General features: G+C 63.1%; 18 protein-coding genes and 1 riboswitch. Of the genes, 10 read left to right on the forward strand and 8 right to left on the reverse strand.

Features of this window, described 5'->3' with window-relative positions:
- The first annotated feature begins 139 nt into the window (after nucleotides 1-139).
- Nucleotides 140-1,483, forward strand: coding sequence for a ferredoxin reductase family protein (locus CS1BSM3_RS24780; protein WP_072394527.1), 1,344 nt, complete (start codon nucleotides 140-142; stop codon nucleotides 1,481-1,483).
- A 120-nt stretch (nucleotides 1,484-1,603) separates the two neighbouring features.
- Here the strand turns inward: CS1BSM3_RS24780 and CS1BSM3_RS24785 are convergent, their stop codons facing one another.
- Nucleotides 1,604-3,451 (reverse strand): ankyrin repeat domain-containing protein, encoded by a 1,848-nt coding sequence (locus CS1BSM3_RS24785; protein WP_244540603.1) that lies wholly within the window; start codon nucleotides 3,449-3,451, stop codon nucleotides 1,604-1,606.
- A gap of 31 nt (nucleotides 3,452-3,482) precedes the next feature.
- Entirely contained in the window at nucleotides 3,483-4,163 is a 681-nt protein-coding gene (locus CS1BSM3_RS24790) for an adenosylcobinamide amidohydrolase (protein ID WP_072392329.1), read from the reverse strand.
- 356 nt (nucleotides 4,164-4,519) lie between these two features.
- A riboswitch (cobalamin riboswitch) is annotated at nucleotides 4,520-4,742 on the forward strand.
- A 202-nt stretch (nucleotides 4,743-4,944) separates the two neighbouring features.
- Here CS1BSM3_RS24790 and CS1BSM3_RS24795 point away from each other — a divergent pair.
- From CS1BSM3_RS24795 to CS1BSM3_RS24820, 6 genes are all read left to right on the forward strand, one after another.
- The gene (locus CS1BSM3_RS24795) at nucleotides 4,945-6,930 is read left to right on the forward strand and encodes a TonB-dependent receptor plug domain-containing protein (protein ID WP_244540605.1); all 1,986 of its coding nucleotides are present in this window, start codon (nucleotides 4,945-4,947) and stop codon (nucleotides 6,928-6,930) included.
- 24 nt (nucleotides 6,931-6,954) lie between these two features.
- Nucleotides 6,955-8,136 (forward strand): cell envelope integrity protein TolA, encoded by a 1,182-nt coding sequence (locus tag CS1BSM3_RS24800; RefSeq protein WP_143149342.1) that lies wholly within the window; start codon nucleotides 6,955-6,957, stop codon nucleotides 8,134-8,136.
- Between the two features lie 15 nt (nucleotides 8,137-8,151).
- Nucleotides 8,152-9,204 carry a nicotinate-nucleotide--dimethylbenzimidazole phosphoribosyltransferase gene (cobT, locus tag CS1BSM3_RS24805; protein WP_072392334.1) on the forward strand — a complete coding sequence of 351 codons (1,053 nt, stop codon included), beginning with the start codon at nucleotides 8,152-8,154 and terminating at the stop codon, nucleotides 9,202-9,204.
- Nucleotides 9,204-9,803, forward strand: a complete 600-nt coding sequence (locus CS1BSM3_RS24810; protein ID WP_072392337.1) for a histidine phosphatase family protein — start codon at nucleotides 9,204-9,206, stop codon at nucleotides 9,801-9,803. Before cobT ends, CS1BSM3_RS24810 begins: the two co-directional genes overlap by 1 nt.
- Nucleotides 9,800-10,534, forward strand: a complete 735-nt coding sequence (gene cobS / locus CS1BSM3_RS24815; protein ID WP_072392340.1) for an adenosylcobinamide-GDP ribazoletransferase — start codon at nucleotides 9,800-9,802, stop codon at nucleotides 10,532-10,534. The genes CS1BSM3_RS24810 and cobS overlap by 4 nt, the downstream gene beginning before the upstream one ends.
- 63 nt (nucleotides 10,535-10,597) lie before the next feature.
- Nucleotides 10,598-11,158 (forward strand): hypothetical protein, encoded by a 561-nt coding sequence (locus CS1BSM3_RS24820; protein WP_143149343.1) that lies wholly within the window; start codon nucleotides 10,598-10,600, stop codon nucleotides 11,156-11,158.
- Nucleotides 11,159-11,166: 8 nt separating this feature from the next.
- On the opposite strand, the gene CS1BSM3_RS24825 is transcribed toward CS1BSM3_RS24820, so the two are convergent.
- Together CS1BSM3_RS24825 and cobD are read right to left on the reverse strand one after the other, a co-directional pair.
- Nucleotides 11,167-12,069: a DUF1289 domain-containing protein gene (locus CS1BSM3_RS24825; RefSeq protein WP_072392346.1), complete on the reverse strand. Its 903-nt coding sequence runs from the start codon at nucleotides 12,067-12,069 to the stop codon at nucleotides 11,167-11,169.
- A gap of 49 nt (nucleotides 12,070-12,118) precedes the next feature.
- Nucleotides 12,119-13,135 (reverse strand): threonine-phosphate decarboxylase CobD, encoded by a 1,017-nt coding sequence (cobD, locus tag CS1BSM3_RS24830; RefSeq protein ID WP_072392349.1) that lies wholly within the window; start codon nucleotides 13,133-13,135, stop codon nucleotides 12,119-12,121.
- A gap of 41 nt (nucleotides 13,136-13,176) precedes the next feature.
- Between cobD and cbiB the strand changes: the two genes are divergently transcribed.
- On the forward strand, nucleotides 13,177-14,148 hold the full coding sequence (gene cbiB / locus CS1BSM3_RS24835) for an adenosylcobinamide-phosphate synthase CbiB (RefSeq protein WP_072392352.1): 972 nt from the start codon (nucleotides 13,177-13,179) through the stop codon (nucleotides 14,146-14,148).
- A 98-nt stretch (nucleotides 14,149-14,246) separates the two neighbouring features.
- Here the strand turns inward: cbiB and cobU are convergent, their stop codons facing one another.
- The 3 genes from cobU to CS1BSM3_RS24850 all read right to left on the reverse strand — a co-directional run bounded on the left by cobU (nucleotide 14,247) and on the right by CS1BSM3_RS24850 (nucleotide 17,047).
- Entirely contained in the window at nucleotides 14,247-14,765 is a 519-nt protein-coding gene (gene cobU, locus CS1BSM3_RS24840) for a bifunctional adenosylcobinamide kinase/adenosylcobinamide-phosphate guanylyltransferase (protein ID WP_072392355.1), read from the reverse strand.
- A 207-nt stretch (nucleotides 14,766-14,972) separates the two neighbouring features.
- Nucleotides 14,973-15,662 (reverse strand): DUF4336 domain-containing protein, encoded by a 690-nt coding sequence (locus CS1BSM3_RS24845; RefSeq protein WP_072392358.1) that lies wholly within the window; start codon nucleotides 15,660-15,662, stop codon nucleotides 14,973-14,975.
- 29 nt (nucleotides 15,663-15,691) lie between these two features.
- Entirely contained in the window at nucleotides 15,692-17,047 is a 1,356-nt protein-coding gene (locus CS1BSM3_RS24850; RefSeq protein ID WP_072394529.1) for an aminotransferase-like domain-containing protein, read from the reverse strand.
- Nucleotides 17,048-17,197: 150 nt separating this feature from the next.
- Here CS1BSM3_RS24850 and CS1BSM3_RS24855 point away from each other — a divergent pair, with 150 nt between their 5' ends.
- Nucleotides 17,198-18,067, forward strand: a complete 870-nt coding sequence (locus CS1BSM3_RS24855; RefSeq protein ID WP_072392361.1) for a DMT family transporter — start codon at nucleotides 17,198-17,200, stop codon at nucleotides 18,065-18,067.
- Nucleotides 18,068-18,099: 32 nt separating this feature from the next.
- Here the strand turns inward: CS1BSM3_RS24855 and CS1BSM3_RS24860 are convergent, their stop codons facing one another.
- Nucleotides 18,100-18,954, reverse strand: coding sequence for an IclR family transcriptional regulator (locus CS1BSM3_RS24860; protein WP_174263779.1), 855 nt, complete (start codon nucleotides 18,952-18,954; stop codon nucleotides 18,100-18,102).
- A gap of 141 nt (nucleotides 18,955-19,095) precedes the next feature.
- Between CS1BSM3_RS24860 and CS1BSM3_RS24865 the strand changes: the two genes are divergently transcribed.
- Nucleotides 19,096-21,186 carry a hydantoinase/oxoprolinase family protein gene (locus CS1BSM3_RS24865; RefSeq protein ID WP_072392367.1) on the forward strand — a complete coding sequence of 697 codons (2,091 nt, stop codon included), beginning with the start codon at nucleotides 19,096-19,098 and terminating at the stop codon, nucleotides 21,184-21,186.
- Nucleotides 21,187-21,209: the final 23 nt, after the last annotated feature.

The following is a 21,209-nucleotide window of genomic DNA, read 5'->3' on the forward strand; positions in this document are numbered from 1 at the left end:
CCGCTTCGGTTGGGAGCCGGCGCGGCAAGATCGCTCCGAACGACGTGCGGGCGCATTCCTTGATCCTGCGCAATCTCAGCAGTCATTGGACTTGGCATTCTTCAAATCGATCGGAACCGCAAGCCAAGCCCGTGACATCGTGAAAAATATCAAGCTGACGTTCATCGCGCTCCTCCTCGCGCTTACGGTTCTGTGGTTGCTGGCGGATACGGTCGCGCCTCAACCGTTCACCTACTTCTCGTTTCGAGCCGTCGTGGTGCAGTACACGGGCATCATCGCGATCGTCGCCATGAGCATCGCGCTGCTGCTCGCTCTTCGCCCGAGATGGATCGAGCCCAAGCTCGATGGGCTCGACAAGATGTACCGGTTGCACAAGTGGCTGGGCGTCACCGCGCTCGTCTTCGGCGTGATCCACTGGTGGTGGGCGCAAGGGACGAAGTGGATGGTCGGCTGGGGCTGGCTCGCAAGGCCGGAGCGCGGCCCACCGGCTGGGGCGATGCCAACCCTGGGTCCTGTCGAGAGCTGGTTGCGCGCACAGCGGGGCCTGGCTGAGTCTCTCGGCGAGTGGGCGTTCTATGCGGCAGTGGTGCTGATCGCTCTGGCCCTGTGGAAGCGGTTTCCGTACCACCTGTTTGCCAAAACCCATAAATGGCTGGCGGCGACGTATCTCGTTTTCGTCTACCACGCCGCCGTCCTTGTGAAGTTCGAATACTGGGCGGAGCCGATCGGCTGGGCGATCGCCGCCTTTCTGCTCGCCGGCACAGTGGCGGCACTAGCGTCCCTGCTCGGTCTCATAGGCTTTGGACGCAAGACGGACGGGGAAGTCGAAACGATCATCCACTATCCGGGCTTGCGCGTGCTCGAGACATCCGTTCGGCTGCTCGATGGATCATGGTCCGGTCATGCGCCCGGTCAGTTTGCGTTCGTCACGTCCAGGAAGGATGAGAGCGCGCATCCTTACACCATCGCGTCCGCTTGGAATCCTAGCGAACGGCGCATCGTCTTCATCACCAAGGAGCTTGGCGATCACACCAGCCGGCTGAAGGACTACGTGAAAGCTGGCCTGCCCGTGACGGTGGAAGGCCCCTATGGCTGTTTCAATTTTCGCGGTGAGCATCCTCTGCAGATCTGGATCGGAGCCGGTATCGGCATCACGCCTTTCATCGCCCGCATGAAGCATCTGGCCCGCGCACCACGGGCGCAGAAGGTCGTTCTGTTCCATCCAACGGCCGATTTCCAGCAGGATGCCATCGACAAGCTCACGGTCGATGCAAAGGCCGCAAACGTGGAGCTGCACGTCCTCGTCGATGCGAAAAACGGACTGCTGAGCGGCGAGCGCATCCGAGCAGCCGTGCCGGACTGGCACTCGGCGAGCATCTGGTTCTGCGGTCCGCCCAGATTCGGCGAAGCTCTGCGCCAGGATTTTGCCAGGCATGGCTTCTCGGCCGCCGATTTTCATCAGGAGCTGTTTGAAATGCGCTGAACTCGCTGACGGCCGCACAGCCGAACGCTGTCAGAACCGACCCGACTTTATAGTCCGGCGATGTATCCAGGCCCGGGTTGGCACGCCGAGCAGCGGACTTTCGTTCCGCGTATCGAGGTGCTAGCGCGGAGGCTCAGCATCTTCCCCAAGCAGGAAGGCGGTCACCTCATCGGAGAACTGCTTGCGTCTGCCATTGATGATGACGCTCGCGGGATCGTCGGGATCCCGGTGTGCGGTCGGCATCCCGTGGCTGACGAGAGCGTCGGCGCAGGCCAACCAGTCGCCACCCTCGACCGGCTGGTTGAGCGAGGCCCAGCTCAAGGTGCCGCACGCATTGTCTCCGAAGCCATGCTCCTCAGTCCACGACGCACCGTGCTCGAGCAGGAAGCGCGCGAGCGCGCCATCGCCGCGAAACACCGCATGGTTCAAGGCGCTGGCACTCCAATCGCCACCACGAACAGCAACAGGCCAGCCGAGCTCGATCATCACCCGGACCGGCTCGGCGCAACCGGCGGCCGCCAACTCGGGAAGGAGCTGCAGTTGCGCCTCATTCAGCGCCAGTGGAAGATCGGGCCGCCGCGCCTTGATATGTCGGGCCGCGTCGGCATCGCCGCGCGCGCACGCGGCCACGAAAAGATCTTCATCCGACACGTCCTCCATCGCACCTGCGTTGTGCAGAACATCGGCAACGTCCGACAACCCGTAACGCAGAGCTTGCGTATACGCGCTGACACCGTCCCGAGTTTTGACTGACGGATCCACGCCGGCCGCGAGCAATGCCTCGATGTGTGCCGGCGATCGTCGCCGCCTGATCGCCCACAGAAGCAGCCGCCCTTCGCTCAGCTCCCTGGCACCACGTGCGTGCGACAGCAGCAGTCGGAACGTGTCGATGTCATCGAGGTCCAGGGCGCGCAAGAGCGCGTTTGTGCCGCTGACGATCGCGCCAGCCTCCAGGAGGAGGCGCGTACAGGCCGGCGCTTCCAGCGAATGATAAAGCGACTCCCCGTCGTTTGGATCGGCACCCGCCGCGAGCAGGACACGGGTCAGATCCGGATCGTGGTTCTGTCCAGCCGCACCGTAAAGTGCTGTGAGCTTGTGGTCTTGCGACGGCGCATTCAGCGACGCAGGCGACCAACGGCTACCCACGGCCTGATTGGGATCTGCACCCTTCTCGAGCAGCAAGTCGATGGTCTCATGCAATCGATCCCTGTATTCCGCCCGGCGCAGCAGGCTCGAATGCGTCGCGGCAACAAGAGGCGGCAGATTGAGCGGGCCCCCCGGCCGATTGATCCACGACGGGTCCACATCGATCTGGCGCCGGACCACGGCGACATCTCCGGCAGTACACGCGAGCCATGGATTCTGCGCGATGAGGCTCGGATTGTCGGCAAGCAGTCGAGCCGCGGCACTCGGCCGAGCGCGGTTCGTGCCGCCCGTGATGTCGCCGGCATAAACCAAGCGCGCGAACACAGCCTCGAGCACCGCTGGCTCGGATGCTTGGAGGCGGGTCGCGTCGACGAAGCTGCTGAGATCGACCCAGGAAGCAAATCCGTATTCGCGCGCAATGCACGACTGCGCATCATGCAGCCGCAAACGCAATTGCGCGATCGCCTGATCATCGCGGCCAACTGCTGCCGGCAACGATTTGCGGAAGCGTTCCGTAGCTTCTGGATTGCCGCGCCTATATTCGGCCAGCAACTCTTTCGCCTGGCGCTTCAACTGATCGATGTCGGGCCGGCGGGGAAGCGACTTCATGAGAACCTCCGTGCATCTGACGCCGACGACCCGCAATACGGCTGCACAAAGGTTGGAATTTGTCAGCTTTTCGCTGCAAGTGGGCTCTGCCCTTCCCGCGGGTCCGGAAGCGGCTTGCACCGCTACCAGCAGGCTATGAGAGTGATCCCGCGCTGTCAAATATTGCGGAAGCTCGCCATCAAAGCCGTCGCGCTCCACTGTCGCGCCGACCACAGAAGCTGGATCGCAAGCTGGATGCCGGTCCCTAGGCGAGCTTCGCTGATGTCAGCGCTTCGAAGTCTGACATCCAAGTACGAATACCCCGGCTGGTTGCCTGATAGGTAGCCGCTCCTGCAGCCTCACCGATCGCCGTATGCAGCCCCGCATAGGGCGCACCGTCGATGCCCGGTGGCGCAACGATGACCACGCAATCGGTTCCGGTTCCTGTTACGGCGACGCCTCCCCGCCGCGCACCAGAGTCGAGGACAGCCGCCGTCCGCGCCTGCACGACAATCGAGAGCGTCTCCAGCATGGCCGCTTCCGATAGCGGCAAGGACAGATGAAGCATCGTATTTATTGTCCCAGGGAGCCGCACAGGCTCAGCACATCTCCCGCCGACACGCTCACCATTCGAAAGCCCGACCGTCGTCAGGCACGTAGCTACTACTCCTTCGATGAGCGACTGCTCAATTTGATGACGACGCACGTCGCGCGAAGTCATGAGGGCGAGCGCGTCCGTGAGATCGTACTCCCCAATGCGGCGCTTCACGTATGCGATGGGATCTACTCCCTCGGGCAAATCGCAATTGCGCACCTGGAGCCAAGCCACATCGCGCGCTTTCTGAAAGCCCGGTCGCGTTATGGACCAGCTCAGCATCTGCTGTGGCTCGCTAAACGATGCCACCAATAGCGGAGGCTTGCATGTAAGTCGGAAAGGAAGTGCCACCTCGAAGTGATCCAACGCCGCGATGATCTTTGTTCTCTACAGGCTTGTGCCTAGCACTCGTAGTCTCTGGCAATCCGAGCCAAAACTCAGAGCACCATCATCGTGAGCACGCCGCGAAGCAAGCCCATTGCGATCTCCTGTGCAGGCGCCGAGGCGCGGCTCGGCACTCCGTGTGCGCGAGCTTGTCGCCTGCGCTCAAAAATTGGCTGGAGCGGTGGTTTCGGGATGGCGGGGAGCTGACAGGGACTGCCTCCCCCGATACCTCTTCGTCTTGAGGCATGTGACTATTTTGTATCTCGGCGTAGACCCCGATGAAGGCTGAGTGCTTTCAGGTTGACAGTGGGCGTGACTTGAGGCGCATTGGTGAACGTGACGGTGAAGTCACATGCGCGTAAGGCATGTGACTGACAGGGAACACGGTGAGACGCCTGCAACGTCGAAACCGAGGCTGCGCCCGCAACTGTAAGCGGCGAGTTGACTCCAAAGATGCCACTGATCGTTGGCAACAATGATCGGGAAGGCTGGAGAGCAACGCTAGAGCCGCGAGCCAGGAGACCGACCGGCACGAGTCGCCCATCCTCCGTGCGGGCCGCGCGGTGGAACGGTTACCCGTAGTGGCGACTGATGTGCAACCGATTGGGAGCGACGTCAGCAATGCCCGGGGTCTTCATCTCACTCTGACATGTTGAGATCCTTCTGCTCGTAAGAGCGAGCCCGCATAGAAGGCGTGCCCTTAGCGCGCCCGAGCGGTCGCCTTTTTGCTGCAGGAGATTCTGGGCCTATGAGCGCCGTTGCTTCCGTCATCATTGGCGACGGGGGTAGGGGGAAAATGAGAGGCAAGTATCGTGTCTGCGCTGCTGCGCGGGCGTCTAGCGTATCAGTTGTTGCTCTTGCGGTGGCCTGCGCGTTTTTGCCAGCATCTTCGGCCAACGCCCAAGATGTCACTCCCCTCGAAGGGATCGTGATCTACTCGGCTAACCGGACGCCTACCGACGCGGCCAAGGTCGGCTCATCGGTCGAGGTGATTACCGAAGAAGAGATCAAGGCGCGAGCACAGACCTACGTTAAGGACTACATCGAGACGCTGCCCGGCGTAAATTTCTCGCAGGCCGGCGGTCCCGGTGGGACTTCCACAATCAGCCTTCGCGGGACCACGGGCGGCTATGTCAAGGTCCTGGTCGACGGCATCGATATCAGCGACCCATCGAACACCGTGACTGCTGCACACTTCGAGCATCTGCTCGTTGGGGACGTCGCGCGCATCGAGGTCCTGAAGGGCTCACAAAGCGGCCTCTATGGCGGCGACGCCGTCGGCGGTGTCATCACCATTGAGACGAAAGCTGCACGCAAGCTCGGCTTCTCGCAGAGTGGTGGCGCAGAGTATGGCGCTTACAATACATGGCGCGGCGCCTATACCGCCGGTTACTTGGCTGCCGATGGCAGCAACATATCACTCACGGTGCAGGGGGTGAGTACGGACGGCTTTTCGTCCGCAGCCGTAGGCCGGGAGGACGACGGCTACAAGAACCTGACATTCTCCGGTCGCGGCGAGTACTACTTGTCGCCGAGCGCCAAAATTTTCTTCGCGGCTCGCTCCATGCGCGCGCGATACGAATACGACGGCTTCCTATCTGTACCACCCTACACGTTTGGCGATGCAAATAACTACGGGACGGTCACCCAGCACGCTGGGCGCGTTGGCACCGAGTTCAAACTGCTCGACGGCGCCTTCACCAACACACTGGCCATTCAGGGCATGCGCATCGAGCGGGATAGGTATGAATGGGATGCGTTTGCTGGAGGTTTCTCGCATGGTTGGTTCGAGGGGGATCGGGTCAAGGGCGAGTACAAGGGTGTTCTGCGCTTCAACGAATCCCTCTCGCTCCTCGCGGGCGCTGACTGGGAGCGGACGGGTGCGAGGACCGAGAACACGGCGGGCCGGAACACAGCCGATGTGAGTGGCGTGTATGCCCAGCTCATGCTCGAGCCGATCGCGGGTCTCGTTCTCACGGCCGGTGGGCGCATCGACGAGCACAGTGCTTTCGGAAACTTCAACACTTATCGCCTGACCGGCGCCTATCTCGTCCCAGGCACGGAAACCAAGTTCCGAGGCAGCATGGGCACCGGCTTCCGTGCCCCGAGCCTTGATGAGTTGTACGGATCATACAGTTTTGCGCCCGAGTACGGGAACCCCAATCTTCTCCCTGAGGAAAGCGAGAGCTGGGATGCTGGCGTCGAGCAGGGCTTCCTCAATGGGCGTTTCAAAGTTGGGGCCACCTACTTCGAGATCGATACCCTCAATCTCATCACGTACAGGCCGACCTGCGGACCTCCCGGTGTGATCTGCCTGTACAATGCACCCGGCATAACCCATCGCCAGGGCGTTGAACTCTCGGGGGGCGCAAAAATCTCGTCCGGCATTACGGTGACGGCCGGCTATACCTACACCGATACAGAAAGAGCTGATGGCGCCCGGCTTTCACGCGTGCCGCGGCATGCGCTTGCCGTGGGGCTCAATCTCAAGCCGATGGACAAGGTCGAAGCCAATGTCCTCGTCAAATATGTTGCCGGCACGGTCGACGGCGCCAGGGAACTCGACGACTACTTGTTGGTCAATGCCAAGCTCGCTTACGAGTTCAGCCCAGGCGTGAAGGCCTATATTCGCGGCGAGAACCTGTTGGATGAGAAGTATCAAACGGTTTTCGGCTACAACACGCCTGGGCTCTCGGTTTACGGCGGTATTCAGTTTGCGTTGCCGAACAACTAAGATGGTCTGAAGGGCCATCTGCAGGTGGATTTGACCGGTGGATCCCTCGATCCGCCGGTCAATGTGCGTTTCACTTGCGCCGTCTTTGGAATTGAATCGGACCGCATGACGATGTCGCGCGACTGGGACGCAGTCGTTCTAGCTGTTCAACCAGGTGGGCAATCGCTCGCCGGGGCGCAGGACGATTTACGACCTGTCATTCCGCCTTCCACAGAAGAAGGCGGCCTGCTGCGCGCAGTGTTCAAGTGTGTAAGCTTCGCCAGCTCTCTGGCACTGCATGTCGGAGCTGCCGCGGCGATGCTCGTCTGGTTCGAGCCCAAGCCCGGCGCCATCTCCGTCCCCACAGACGCCATCACGGTGGAGATCATCGCGAGTGATGTCATCGAGGCCATGGAACTCGCACCGTTGACTACGACGTCAGCGACAACAAGCGCTCCTGACGTCCAGGCCGGGAGCGCGCATGAGGCGCCGGCTAAGCAACAATCAGACAAGATCACACCCGCAGCGGCCGATCCGGCAAACGAGGCTGCCGAGGAGGCCGATCCTAAGCCTTCGCAAGAGACAGAGCCAGTACGCGCGGCAGTCCCTCACGAGGCGGAACCGCTCGATGAAGTGCCTAAGGCCTCCGAGCAGGCTGCAGCGCGAGAGCAAGTCACAGCGAAGCTCGATGAGGCGCTGGAGAAGGTCGTGCCAAGCGGAGAGGAAGCGCCGGCCAATCCCCCTGACTTGCCCGAACAGCTCCAACCGAAGGAGAGCCGCGAAGATGACAGTCCCGCTGCTGTGAAGCCGCCTCATAAGCCGCCACCGCAAAAAGACGCGAAGGAAAAAACAGCGCAAAGCAAACAGGCAGCTAGTACGCCGTCACGCAAGGGGGGCGATCCGTCGCGCGCGACACGAACCTCGAAGGCCAATCCTTCCCGTGCCTCTGCCAGCGCAGGCGCGGCTATCAACTACGCCGCGATCGTCCGCGCTCGTGTGGCATCGCGTCGACCTCCCGGACAGGGACAGCGGGGCACTGTGTACGTTACGTTCGGCGTATCCCTGTCGGGGGGGCTCTCGTTCGCGAGCATTTCACGCTCGTCGGGCGATCCGAACCTTGATCGAAGCGTCTTGGCGGCTGTACGCAGTGCCGCGCCTTTTCCGGCACCGCCCGCGGGAGCGTCTTTGCGGCAGCGACAGTTCAGCATGCCGTTTCATTTCCAGTGAGAGCTGAGCGCGACTATGGATGATTGGATTCACCTGCCTTGCCTTGGCCCGTCAGCCGAACATGCAGCCATCGCCGAAGCTCGCCAGAACCAATTGACGAAACCGCGCGGCGCTCTGGGGCTTCTTGAAAAGCTGGCCATCAATCTGGCCGCTCTGCAATCAACCGAGCGCCCGAGCGCCGATCGTGTGCGCATTGTAATTTTTGCCGGCGATCATGGCGTCACGGCGCAAGGCGTCTCGGCTTATCCCGCCGCCGTAACGGTGGAGATGCTTCGCAATTTCGTCAGAGGTGGCGCGGCCATATCTGTGCTCGCGCGCGAGATCGGCGCCCCGCTCGAGGTCGTAGACGTCGGAACTCGCGCCCCTGAGCCGATCACCGGCGTAACGACGGACAAGCCGCGCTGCGGCACGCGCGACTTCTCTCTTGAAGCAGCAATGACGGCGGAGGAGGTGGCCGCATCACTTGCCAGCGGTCGCCGTGCTGTCGAGCGCGCCGCGACGGCAGGTGCCGATATTCTCATCCTTGGCGAGATGGGTATCGGCAATACGACGTCGGCAACAGCCATTGCTGCAGCCCTGCTTGCGCTGCCGCCTTCCGCATTGACCGGAGCGGGCACCGGTCTCGACGATGTGGGCATCCGCCACAAGGCCGACGTGGTGGCGCGGGCCGTGAGACGTCATGGCTTGCTGGAAGGAAACGCTGATCCACTTGACGTGCTGGTGCGCGTCGGTGGATTTGAGATCGCGGCGCTGACGGGGGCGCTCATCGCTTCTGCGCAGGCGAATGTACCCGTGCTCGTCGACGGCTTCATCGTCTCCGTTGCTGCTCTGCTGGCCGTTCGGCTGAATCCGAGTTGTCGGCCATGGCTCCTGTTTTCGCATCGCTCATCGGAAACCGGACATCAGCACGTATTGTCCGCCCTCGGTGCGGAGCCTCTTCTCGATCTCAAAATGAGATTGGGCGAAGGATCGGGAGCCGCGCTCGTGTTACCTGTCATTCGACTAGCCTGCGCGCTTCACAATCAGATGGCGACATTCGAGGAAGCGAGTGTATCGGATGCCATGTGATGCCGCTCATTGATCTTATCCGACATGGTGAAGTAGAAGAGCGAGGCTTGCTTCTCGGTCGGACTGACACCGCGTTGTCGACACGCGGGTGGGACCAGTTCGAGCGGCAGACAGCCAATCGAACGTGGGCCTCAATCAGGACTTCGCCACTGCGTCGTGCACGCGAGCCCGCAGAAAAGCTCGCCGCGCTCCTCGAGCTGCCCATCGCGATTGACGGGGACTGGGCAGAGATGGACTTCGGCGCCTGGGATGGCCGTTCGATATTGGAACTGCGCACGGATGCTCGTATTGCCGAGCAGCTCGACGCACTCTACCGATCCTCGGATGCAGGCAGCGCGCCGGATGGGGAGAGCGGCTCGGATCTGCGGCTGCGCATTCGGCGGGCTCTCACCGCATTGGCTGAAGCGCCGGCGTCGGATCGTATTCTCGTCGCTACTCATGGAGGACCGATCCGAGCGGCGATCTCGATCGCCTGCGATATCGCCTTCGAGCGGACCTGGGCCTTTCGGATCGACTACGGAACGCGCGTTACGCTCGCCCTGGGACGTGCCGCAAACGGCTCTACATGGGGTGAAATCATAGAGGTTGCCCAGCCATGAACGTGCGCGGCCTCACACTTGCCCTGCAGTTCCTGACGCGCCTGCCGACGCCACAAGTCGAGGACTTTCGCGCTGAAGATCTATCGCGCTCGGCTGATTGGTTTCCGCTGGTAGGACTGCTGATCGGCGGGTGCGTGGCTGCCGGCGTGTGGGCAGGAAGCCATGGCACACAGTGGCTTGGCGCGCTCGTGGGCCTCGTCATCTGGGTCTGGATCACTGGCGCTCTGCATATCGACGGACTAGGTGACGTCGCCGATGCGCTTGCAGCAGCACACCGCACCCCGGAGCGCTTTCTCGAGGTTCTGCGTGACCCGCACATTGGTGCGTTCGGCGCCATCGCAATCGTCCTGCTGCTCATGGCAAAGCTCGTACTGCTGGCCGAGATCTCGCATTCGTCAACGCTCGTCGCTCTCGTACTCGTGCCGGCATGGGCTCGCTGGGGGACGCTCGTATGGAGCTCCACCGTGCCGCCTTTGGCGAGCGGAACGGGCGAGCGGTTCTCGTGGCGCATCAGCCAACTCAGCACGATCGCACAGGGGATTGGGCTTGCGGTGCTCAGCATCTGGCTGGCCCCGGTCCTGCTTTCGGCGCTGATCGTTGTCCCGGCGCTGAGCCTGTACTGGCGAATGCGCCTCGGTGGCATCACGGGCGATTGCCTGGGTGCCAGCGTCGAGGTGACCGAAACTCTGCTTCTGGTCGGAGTTGTGCTTGCAGCATCAAAAACCCTGTAAATATGCGATCGGGCACATGCCCGCTCGCATCCACTCGCGCGACCAATGGAGATGGATATAGACATGGCTCAGCGGGAACTTGGCATGGAGCGGCGCCTGCTCTGGATCGGTCTGCTGACGGCGGCGAGCGTGGTGATGAGTGGCGTGTATGCCTGCGCAACGCCCTTCGCAGCTCTGGGCGCGTTGGCTGCTCTCGACAGCAACCGACGGGATGGTCTCCTGCTGATCGCCGTTGTGTGGCTGGCCAACCAGATTGTCGGCTTCGGCTTCCTCGGCTATCCGCACGAGCTTCAGGCATATGGATGGGGAATTGCCATCCTGACAGCGGCAGTCATTGGCTTCCTGGCCGCGCGCGCACTCGTCACGGCGCTCGCACCAGTGAACGCACTGGCGACCGTCGGCGCCGCCTTCCTGATCGCCTTCGTCGGCTATCAGCTCGGGCTCTACGCGGCCGCGTTTGTGCTGCCGAGCAGCTCCGGCGCATTCAGCTATGCGGTCGTGAGCTACGTGGCGACCGTCAATGCGATCGCCTTCATCGCGCTCCTGGCACTTCACTGGCTGGCATCGATGGTTGGCCTTGTACGGCCGAACACCGTGGAAGCCCGGCTCGTCGCCGCCGGCTGATCACACGGCTAGGCCGGCGGCGGGCCTGGATAGAATATTGCGACTGGCGCTGCGTAGTCCGGCAGCGCCAGTGCGCTTGGAAGCTCTTCCCCCGATGCGAGGAACTGCGGCAGAAAATGCGTGTGCGCCCCGGCTGGCGATTTCCCGCCAGGCGGCGGGATAGGCGAGAATACCTCTATCCGTGCAAGCTGCGACTCCACTACGCGCGCCGGGCTTTCGGCGAGGATTGCCGCACCCGCCTTGCTGAAGACGTCCCCCCACGGCAGCCCAGCAAGCTGATTTAGCCGCATGAACAGTTCTGCGTTGCCCGTTCGGATGCAGAAACGGCTGAAGCGGCGACCGAGGCCGAAATCGAACAGCAGCTCACGGTTGTGCCGTGCATCGATCGCATTCTGATCCGGCCCGAGCGGCGTAAACTGGCTCAGCGGCGCATCGTTGGCACGCGCGCGAGAAAATCCGATCACGATCGGACCACCTTGCTCGAAAGCGAATGCCCTCAACCGATCGGATGCACGCAGCCGAAAGAGTGCGTCATCGGCGCGGCCAATGAGCTCCTCAGCGCCGATATGAACAGTCAGGTCCCGGCCGGGCTCGCAGGGGAATTCTGCAATCGCGCCGGGCATTCCCGTGACCCATGTCCCCTGCCGATCAATGATGGTGCGTGCAGTCCACTCGATGATTTCGCTGCCAGTCCAAGGCATGAGCCGAACGCGCAGCGCGAGCGACGCCACGCGCTCGGGCAGCTTCTGCCAGATCGCGTCGCGGCCCTGCTCATCCAGAGAGCTCCAGGAGGCAATCTCAGCGCCGGAGCGAGCACAGCCGAGGCAGAGGCCGGTCGCCTCGTCCAGCTTGCAGACACCGATACAGGGAGAGTGGCGCGAGCGTGGAGGGAGTGCAGCAGATGTCGTCATAGTGCATCTCACGCACAACAATCATGCCGCGGCAAGGCCTGTGTGCGGTCTACGTGGCCCTTATAGTATGCAGGGCATCTTCCAGACGCCGCCATGCGTGTTCGTCCGCCGGGAGACCGAACCGAAGCCACGTCGGGTGTCCGTGGAACTGCCGCACGTGAATGCCGTGCTGCCCGAGGGTAGCAGCCAACTCTGCAGCAGCCTGATGCTCGAACAGCCGGAACAGCAACGTGCCGCCAATGAGTGCGCATCCGCAGGCTAAAAGCAGAGCGTCGAGGCGACGTTGGTCCTCCTGCAAACGGCGAACCGCGACCTTGAGCCATTGGTCATCGGCGAGCGCCACTGTACCGATGTGGAGCGCAGGTCCCGAGACGGCCCATGGCCCGAGATAGTCGCGCAGGCGAACGGCCATGAGCGGCTGCGAGATCGCGAAGCCAAGGCGCAGGCCTGCCAGGCCGTACATTTTTCCGAACGAGCGGAGGACGATTGTCGCGTTCGGAATGTCGGCAACGAGGCTCGCTTCAGCAGGCAGGACGTCCGCGAAGGCTTCATCGACGACAAGGAGGCCGCCACGGGAGTCGAGTTCGCGCGCAAGCGCGTGGAGCAAGGGCCGCGGAATAAGCCGACCCGTAGGATTATTGGGATTGACCAGCACGACGACGCGCGCTCGGCGAATGGAGCTGAGGTCCGGCACCTCGCGGACGTCGTGCCCCTCACGGCGCCATGCAACGGCGTGCTCGGCATAAGTCGGCGCGAGCACGGCAACATCACTCCGATCTACGAGCCGCGGCAGGATCTGGATGAGCGCTTGAGTGCCCGGCGCGGAAACGATCATGCCAGGATCGCCCGCGCCATAGCGGTGCGCCGCCGCCGCCCTCAACGCCAGCTCCTCGGAAGCGAACGGGAGGCGTGACCAGCACATGGGCGACATGTCAGGCAATGGATAGGGAATGGGATTGATGCCTGTCGACAGGTCGATCCAGGGTTCCTGCGCATGAGGCCAGCGGGCGCGGGCACTATCGAGATCGCCGCCATGCGGGACCGGTTCCGGCGACGCGCGAGACATGCTAGCTCCGGCGCGCCCGTCCGGGCACAGGATAGACAGCCATGTTTTTCACGCTCGCCCTCACGTCTCTCATTTTGGAAGCTGCGGTCGGATACCCGCAATCGCTGTACCGGCGGATCGGCCATCCCGTCAGTTGGGTCGGCCATTTGATAGCATGGTGCGATACCCGCTGGAACAATACGCAGGATGCATTTGCCACAAGGCGCCTCTGGGGCGTCGTGACGCTCGCCCTTTGCCTAGCCGTCGTATTCGTTGCGAGCATGGCTTGCGTGCTTGCCGTCGGCAACGCCATCGCATGGCCAGTCAATCTCATCCTGCTGGCTCTGCTGGCGAGCTCGCTGATCGCACAGCGCAGCCTCCATGATCACGTCGCAGCAGTCGCCGTGGCTCTGGAGCAGCACGGCCTCGATGATGCCCGTAAAGCCGTCTCGATGATCGTCGGGCGGGACCCTGCTTCGCTCGACACACACGCCGTGAGCCGCGCGGCGATCGAGAGCCTTTCGGAGAACTTCTCCGATGGCATTGTCGCTCCCACTTTCTGGGTTGTCCTGGGAGGATTGCCCGGGGCGGCGCTGTACAAGGCAGTCAACACCGCCGACAGCATGATCGGGCACAAGAGCGAGCGCTATCGCGCCTTTGGATGGGCCGCCGCGCGCCTTGATGATCTGATCAATCTTCCTGCTTCGCGTCTCTCGGCGTTTTGGATCGTGCTTGCAGCTTGCCTTCTGCGCGATACGAGCGGTCCGGCTTCACTCAAGGCTGTGCTCAGGGATGCCTCGGCTCATCGCTCACCAAACGCAGGTTGGCCCGAGTCTGCGATGGCAGGCGCGCTCGGCCTAAAGCTCGCGGGGCCGCGTGTGTACGCGGGCGTGAAGGTGGAGGATCACTGGATGGGTGATGGTCGCGCCGAAGCGCAGGCCGCCGATATTCGTCGCGCACTCAGCGTCTATCGGCTCGCCTGCTTGCTACAGGCAGGTGTAATCGCGGCCCTGGCGATGTTGTTCAGCACCTGATCGCGGCGATGCGCGCGATTTGCAGGAGAGCCCCTATATCGAGGCGCTCCTCCAGATGCGATACCTTGAACCATGATGGCCTTGGCCGGCGGCCCCAGCTATTTCAGAAGAAGGGGCAATCCCGCGACCACCAGCGCGGCGCGATCTGCGATCTGTGCCACGCGTTGGTTCAACCGCCCTTGCTCATCTCGAAAGCGCCGCCCGAGAGGTGTCTCGGGCACGATGCCGAAGCCGACTTCGTTCGAAACCACCACGAGCGGCCCTGGCGCCTTCTCGAGGGCCACTATGAGCCGATCGCTTGCCGCATCCAAATCGAGGTCGGCGAGCAGACAGTTGCTGAGCCAGAGAGTAAGGCAGTCAACCAAGATCGGACGGCGCAAGTGCTCGAGACTTTGCAGCACTTCCGGCAGATCGCGGGGCGCATCCACAGTCTGCCATCGATCATCTCGTCGGCTGCGATGATGAGCGATGCGCTCGCGCATTTCATCGTCCAACGCCTCTCCCGTCGCGACATAAATCCACGGCGGAGGCAATTCACTCACGATGGACTCGGCATATCGGCTCTTCCCGGAGCGTGCTCCGCCAAGAACGATCGTCAGGCGATGATGCTTGGACATGGGACGGATCAGGGCTCAACCTTGAGAGACGACCATCCATGTATACGGGATCTGTCGTTCCCAGTCAGGTCGAACTGGCTGCACCTCATGATGTGGGCTGGCGAAGTCCCCGGGCGCTGACGGGAGCCACTCCCGCGCTCGCGCGAGCGGGACAGACGTCGATCCGTGCCGCGCCCATTCGGCTCAGGCATCGGCTTACCGGCTCGATCATCGTTCGAGCCACGCGAAGGCGCGCTCAAGGTACGCCTTGCCGTCGCAAGTCACAGGCGTTCCATGCGCCATCAGCACCTTTCTTGTCGGCCACGCGAGAATGCGCGCGAGAGGCGCCCGCGCCGCGCGCCGGTCGGTGAACGCAATCCGAAACTTTCGCGGCACAGACGGCTCGGGCTCGAGCATCAGATCCCACTTGGCGAGCGCGGCCCGCCAGCCGGAGAACCAGCGCGGGGGAAACTGCTGGAGAAGATCCGTAAAGAGAACCGTCCCGCTTCTGGCGTGAAAGAAGACGATCTCCGTCGTGATGCGGTTGCCGTGCATCGCGACCTGATCGATATCCGCGCACCAATCGTGATCCTCGGCTCGCCCCAGGTCGCAATCGAAGGCGATGTCCTTGCGCTTCTGCCGCAAGCCGGGGGGCGCGTACAGCTTGGCATGTGGGTAGGCGCGCTTCCAGTCGGGGATGAACACGTGATGGAGCGAATTGGGAGCGACGATGTGGCGGACCGGGCCGAGGGCATCGATGGCCGCACCGAGGCTCTGCGTGAGCGCAACCGGTGACCAAATGAAGAGATCGCCGTCGGACAACCGGATGATGGCCATGCGCGTCGGATAGCGAAAGCCGACGACCGCCACTTCGGGCCCATCGGCAATCCAGATCTCGTCGTCGAAGGGCGTCAGCATCGCTTATCCTGGTGGGAGGCACCAAATCTTTATCGCGCGAGCGCCCGCTGCAGAACCGGCATCACCCGCCGGTCGTCGCAGTGCGCCACATTGAACCGCATGAAATCAGCCGCGGACTGCGAAGCACTAAAGACATTTCCGGGCGCGAGCACGACGTTCTCTGTGAGCGCCGACCGCGCCACGTCGGCCGAGTCGCGCCCCTCTGGAAGACGGCACCACAAATAGAAGCCGCCGCGCGGCATCAGCCATGGCTCGATACCCAAACGCAGAAGCTTCTCGGCGGCGTTGCGCCGCGACCGCGCCAAGCGGCGGCGCAGTTCGTCCATGTGCTTGCGGTAGCTGCCGCCGGCGAGAACGGATGCAATGATCTCGGTGGCGACCGGACTCGGCCCGCCAAAACTGGTTGCGACCTGCAGGTCGACGAGATCAGCGATCCACTCCGGCCGGGCGGCGATGTACCCGCAGCGTAGGGAGGCGGACAGCGTCTTGGAAAAGCTGCCAATGCGGATGACGCGCCTCAGCCCGTCGAGGACGGCCAGCCGCGCCGAGGGCTCGGGCTCGAAATCGGCGAAGATGTCGTCCTCGACGATCGTCAGGTCGTGAGTGGCGGCGGCCGTCAGCAAACGATGCGCAGCGCGGGCCGACAGCGTTGCACCGGTCGGATTATGCAGCGCCGAGTTGGTGATGTAGAGGCGTGGCCGCTCGGCGGCGAGGACGGCTTCGAAGCGATCGATGTCCGGTCCCGAAGCGGTGTAGGGCACACCGACGATCTTCACCTGATGCGCGCGCAGCAACGCCCGAAAGTTGAAATAGCAGGGATCGTCCACCACGACCGTATCGCCGGGGCGAAGCAGAAAGCGGCAGATGAGGTCGATGGCCTGCGTGCCGGAAGCCGTCAGCAAAAGTTGATCGGCGGACACGTCGAGCCCGTCCTCGGCAAAGCGCCCCATCAGGAGACGCCGGAGCGCGAGCGAGCCGCGCGTCGCACCATAGTCGGCGAGCACGGCGGGCTCAGCCCGCGCGAGGGCGCGCATCGCGCGGCGTAGAGCATCGACCGGCATCCAGTCGGCCGGCAACCAGCCGCAGCCCGGCTTCGGCATCGTCGCGTCGGTGTCGAGCGATTGGCGGGAAACCCAGAGCGGATCGACGGCGCGATCCATCGGCGGCCGGTCGTCGGCCAGAGACAGCGGCGGAAGAGCAGTGGAAGACACGTAGAAGCCGGAGCCGCGCCGGGCCCGGACCAGGCCCTCGGCCACCAGGCGGTCATAGGCCTCCACCACGGTCGAGGGCGAGACGCGCATAGTCGCCGCGAAGCTGCGGATCGACGGCAGGCGGTCGCCGGCCGTGAGCGCGCGGCTCGCCACTTTGGCGCGGATCGCCCGCATCACGCCGGCGGTTCGCGTCATCTCCTCGACTTCGGGCTTGCTCAAAGCGTATGGCTTTCTTCAGGCATACAGTTTGACGATATTGTACTGATCTGTAGCTCCCATGGCTATCAGGAGCCGCCTATTCTCGCGCCGAAAAAGCGAGGAGCCATGGACGAGCTCAAGGCATCGATCGGAGCTTGGGGCAGCGGCCTCCTGGGCGTGATCATTTTCAGCGGATCTCTGCCGGCGACGCGCGTCGCCGTGGCCGGGTTCTCCCCGCTGTTCCTGACGTCCGCACGAGCCATCATCGCTGCGCTCCTCGCGGCGGCCCTGCTCGTGCTGTTGCGCCAGCCGCGCCCCGAACAGCGCGACCTCGCCTCTCTGGCGATCGTGGCCCTCGGCGTCGTCATCGGTTTTCCGCTGCTGACGGCCCTGGCCCTTCAACACATCACGTCCGCCCGCTCAATCGTCTTCATCGGCCTGCTGCCGCTCGCGACTGCCGTCTTCGGCGTCCTGCGCGGCGGCGAGCGGCCGAGGCCGGTCTTCTGGCTGTTTGCATGTCTGGGGAGCGCCACCGTCGCCGCCTTTGCGTTCTCCAGCGATGGATCGGGCGCGCTGATCGGCGATCTTCTGATGATCGCCGCCATTATTCTCTGCGGCCTTGGCTATGCGGACGGGGCGGTGCTCTCCCGGCGGCTCGGGGGCTGGCAGGTCATCTCGTGGGCACTGGTCCTCGCCGCACCGCTGATGTCGCTGCTGACGATCATGACGCTGCCCACGTCATGGCAGGGCATCGGCGTTCCTGCCTGGCTCAGCCTCGCTTATGTGTCGGTCTTCAGCATGCTGGTCGGCTTCGTGTTCTGGTACCGGGGGCTGGCGCTCGGTGGCATCGCAGCCGTCGGCCAACTGCAATTGCTCCAGCCGTTCTTCGGCCTGGCTCTCGCCGGCCTGCTACTCGGCGAGCCGGTTGCCTGGACCATGATCGCGGCGACCGGACTCGTCGTCGTGTTCGTGGCCTTCGCCCGGAGGTTCGCCTGAGAAGCGACTGACGCCGCTTCGGCATCCAGCCATCACCCGTCGCCGGGCACGCTCTGCAGTGGGGGCCACAGCATCTGCTTGTCGGGCAGGATGGGAGCGTTGGTGACAACATTTGCGATTTCGGCGGCCGCGCGCTTGAGCCGCTTGGCAGCGCGCTTTGCGAATGCGGCCGTGCCGTCGATCGCCTTCTCATAGGCAATCAAGCCCACAGAGTACGAGACCGCTCCACTTCCCTCGTGGACCGGGCAGGCAATGCCCCACAAGCCCGCTTCACTCTCCCCGGCGGACAGCGCGTAACCCAGGCGTCGGATGTCCTTCAAATGTGCGATGAAAGCGTCCGGGTCGGTAATGGTGCGCGCCGTAAAGCGTTCGAGCGGCTTGGCCAGGAGCTGCCGAAGTATCCAGCTTGGCTGATAGGCGAGGAGGGCCTTTCCGCCGGCCAAAGCATGGATCTTGAAGTGGCGGCCGGGATGGACGGTCGGGGCCTTTGCGGTGCGAGGCGACTGCACCGCCAGGATGTAGGCCTCGAACTCGAATAGACCCGCGATGTAGGCGACCATGCCGAACTCATCCGCGATCTCTTGCGCGATCGGCCGCGTTCTGTCGACAATGGATCCGCTGCCGGCGATCGTTTGGGCAATGCGTCCGAGGCGCGCCCCGACGATGTATTTTGCGCCGCGGCCCTCACCCTCGAGGACGCCGAGTTCGCTGAGCCGCTGCAGTAGCCGGTAAGCCGTCACGAGCGGCAGGTTCATGTGATGCGCGACCTCCGAGGCCGTCAGCCCGCCGCTCGACATGGCGACGAGCTCGATCACGCCGAACGCGCGCCAGAGCGGCAGCGAGCTGGCAATATCCTTCGTGTCGCTTTTGGCCGTGCTGCGGCTCATCGGCATATTTCCGACTTCATCGACGTCGGATCCTCGTGTGATGATCGTCGTCCCAGGCAAGTTACCTCAGACGAGTTGACATTTCAAAATATGAAAGCGTAACTTGCAAAAAATGAATGCAAAGCCACGGAGAGCCTTCGAATGGTCAGCCGCGTTGGTTCAGATATCGGCGGTACATTCACGGATATCGTGATCCTGTCCGAGGATGGCTCCACTTTCGAAATCGGCAAGGTCCTGACGACCCCTGACAATCCCGACGAGGCCGTGGTCGTCGGCATTTCGGAGGCGCTGGCTTCTTCCGGCGTGCCGCCTGGCGATATCTCCTACGCCGCACACGCCACGACCCTGTTCACCAATGCACTTATCGAGCGCAAGGGCGCGCGAACGGCACTCATAACAACGCTTGGCTTTCGCGATGCCATCGAGATCGCCCGCGAGCATCGCTACGACATGTACGATCTGCGCATGGAGCGCCCGCGCCCGTTGGCGGCGCGTCATCTGCGCTTCGAGCTCGACGAGCGCGTGCTGGCCGACGGCAGCGTGCGAAAGGCACCTGATGACGCCGATATCCTGTCGATCATCGAGCAACTCAAAGCTGAAAAGATCGAAGCCGTCGGCGTCTGTCTCATTCACTCATACGTGTGTCCTGCGCACGAGCAGCGTGTCGCCGAGCTTCTCGCGCGCGAGCTTCCGTCGGTTGCAGTGACCATTTCGTCGGAGCTCGTGCCGGAGATCCGCGAGTACGACCGTACATCGACGACGCTCGCCAATGTTTACGTGAAAGGTATTGCCGAGCGGTACTTGAAGCAGCTCAGCCGGCGCATTCGTGACGAGCTGGGGATCGAGTGCGCGCTCTTCATCATGCAGTCCAATGGTGGGGTCAGCGAGATCGAAGCGGCGCGCCGATATCCGATCCGCCTCGTCGAGTCCGGACCCGCAGCCGGCGCACAGGCAGCCGCCTACTTCGGCCAGCTTCTCGGCCACCCGAACCTTTTATCGTTCGACATGGGAGGAACCACCGCCAAGGCTTGCGTGATCGCCGATGGCGAGCCGCTCATTGCGCCGGAATTCGAGGTCGACCGGCAGTATCAGTTCAAGAAGGGTAGCGGCCTGCCGGTGAAGATCCCCGCCATCGAGATGATCGAGATCGGGACAGGCGGCGGCTCGATCGCGCAAGTGGATGCTCTTCGCCGCCTGCAGGTCGGTCCCAGAAGCGCGGGCTCGAAGCCAGGGCCCGTCAGCTATGGACTGGGCGGTACCGAGCCGACCGTGACGGATGCGGATCTCGTTCTCGGCTATCTCGATCCGAAGTTCTTCCTCGGCGGCAAGATGTCGTTGGATGCCGACGGTGCGCGGCGCGCCCTGGTGGAGAGGATCGGCAAGCCGCTCAATCTCGAGGTAACCGAAGCCGCATGGGGTGTGCATCAGCTCGCCAACGAGAGCATGGCGTCTGCTGCGCGCATTCACGCCATCGAACGCGGCAAGGACGTCCAGAAGTTTCCCATTTTTGCCTTCGGGGGCGCGGGCCCCGTTCATGCTTATGGCGTCGCGCGGATCCTGCGCAGTCCGAAGGTGCTTTATCCGGTTGGCGCCGGCGTCCTGTCGGCCATCGGCCTGCTCACAGCGCCGCTCGCGTTCGACTTCGTGCGTTCTTTGCCAGGGCCGCTCGATAACCTCGATCTGGATGCGGTCAATGCGCTCTACGAGCAGATGGAGGCGGAGGCGCGCGAGATCCTGAGCCGCACCGTGCCTGTCGACAAGATCACATTCCGCCGCTTTGCCGACATGCGCTATCGCAAGCAGGGTTACGAGATCCGCGTGCCATTCGCGGGCGGGAAGCTCGCCGCCGCAAGCATTCCGACGCTCCGTCAGAGCTTCGAGGAGCACTATCGCGATCTCTACGGTCACACTGTGCCGAACGCATCGGTGGATACGGTGTCTTGGCGCTTGGTGGCGCTCGGACCTCGCCCGGAGCTCAAGCTCCCCAAGATTCCGGCGTCAGGAACGGATGCCAAGGCTGCACTGAAGGGTACGCGCCAGATCTACCTCGCCGATGCGCGGCACTTCGGGGAGGTCCCGGTCTATGATCGCTACAAGATCGGCGCGGGGACGAAGCTGTCCGGGCCCGCCGTTATCGAAGAGCGCGAGTCCACGGTCGTGATCAATGGGCCGGGGCTCATCTCCGTCGACGAGATCGGAACCTTGAGTGTCGATCTCGAGAACAAGAGCTGATCGCCCCCGCCTCGGAGTCTCAA

Origin of the sequence: Hyphomicrobium sp. CS1BSMeth3 (assembly GCF_900117415.1) — a bacterium.
Taxonomy (GTDB): domain Bacteria; phylum Pseudomonadota; class Alphaproteobacteria; order Rhizobiales; family Hyphomicrobiaceae.

Excerpts from the sequence above, each read along its gene's own strand:
- CS1BSM3_RS24860 (WP_174263779.1), bottom strand. The coding sequence starts at position 18,954 with ATGAGCCGCAGCACGGCCAAAAGCGACACGAAGGATATTGCCAGCTCG.
- CS1BSM3_RS24845 (WP_072392358.1), bottom strand. The coding sequence starts at position 15,662 with ATGCTGACGCCCTTCGACGACGAGATCTGGATTGCCGATGGGCCCGAA.
- CS1BSM3_RS24855 (WP_072392361.1), top strand. The coding sequence starts at position 17,198 with ATGGACGAGCTCAAGGCATCGATCGGAGCTTGGGGCAGCGGCCTCCTG.
- cbiB (WP_072392352.1), top strand. The coding sequence starts at position 13,177 with ATGTTTTTCACGCTCGCCCTCACGTCTCTCATTTTGGAAGCTGCGGTC.
- CS1BSM3_RS24825 (WP_072392346.1), bottom strand. The coding sequence starts at position 12,069 with ATGACGACATCTGCTGCACTCCCTCCACGCTCGCGCCACTCTCCCTGT.
- cobT (WP_072392334.1), top strand. The coding sequence starts at position 8,152 with ATGGATGATTGGATTCACCTGCCTTGCCTTGGCCCGTCAGCCGAACAT.
- CS1BSM3_RS24820 (WP_143149343.1), top strand. The coding sequence starts at position 10,598 with ATGGCTCAGCGGGAACTTGGCATGGAGCGGCGCCTGCTCTGGATCGGT.
- CS1BSM3_RS24795 (WP_244540605.1), top strand. The coding sequence starts at position 4,945 with ATGAGCGCCGTTGCTTCCGTCATCATTGGCGACGGGGGTAGGGGGAAA.
- cobS (WP_072392340.1), top strand. The coding sequence starts at position 9,800 with ATGAACGTGCGCGGCCTCACACTTGCCCTGCAGTTCCTGACGCGCCTG.
- CS1BSM3_RS24810 (WP_072392337.1), top strand. The coding sequence starts at position 9,204 with ATGCCGCTCATTGATCTTATCCGACATGGTGAAGTAGAAGAGCGAGGC.
- cobD (WP_072392349.1), bottom strand. The coding sequence starts at position 13,135 with ATGTCTCGCGCGTCGCCGGAACCGGTCCCGCATGGCGGCGATCTCGAT.
- CS1BSM3_RS24865 (WP_072392367.1), top strand. The coding sequence starts at position 19,096 with ATGGTCAGCCGCGTTGGTTCAGATATCGGCGGTACATTCACGGATATC.
- cobU (WP_072392355.1), bottom strand. The coding sequence starts at position 14,765 with ATGTCCAAGCATCATCGCCTGACGATCGTTCTTGGCGGAGCACGCTCC.
- CS1BSM3_RS24850 (WP_072394529.1), bottom strand. The coding sequence starts at position 17,047 with ATGCGGGCGATCCGCGCCAAAGTGGCGAGCCGCGCGCTCACGGCCGGC.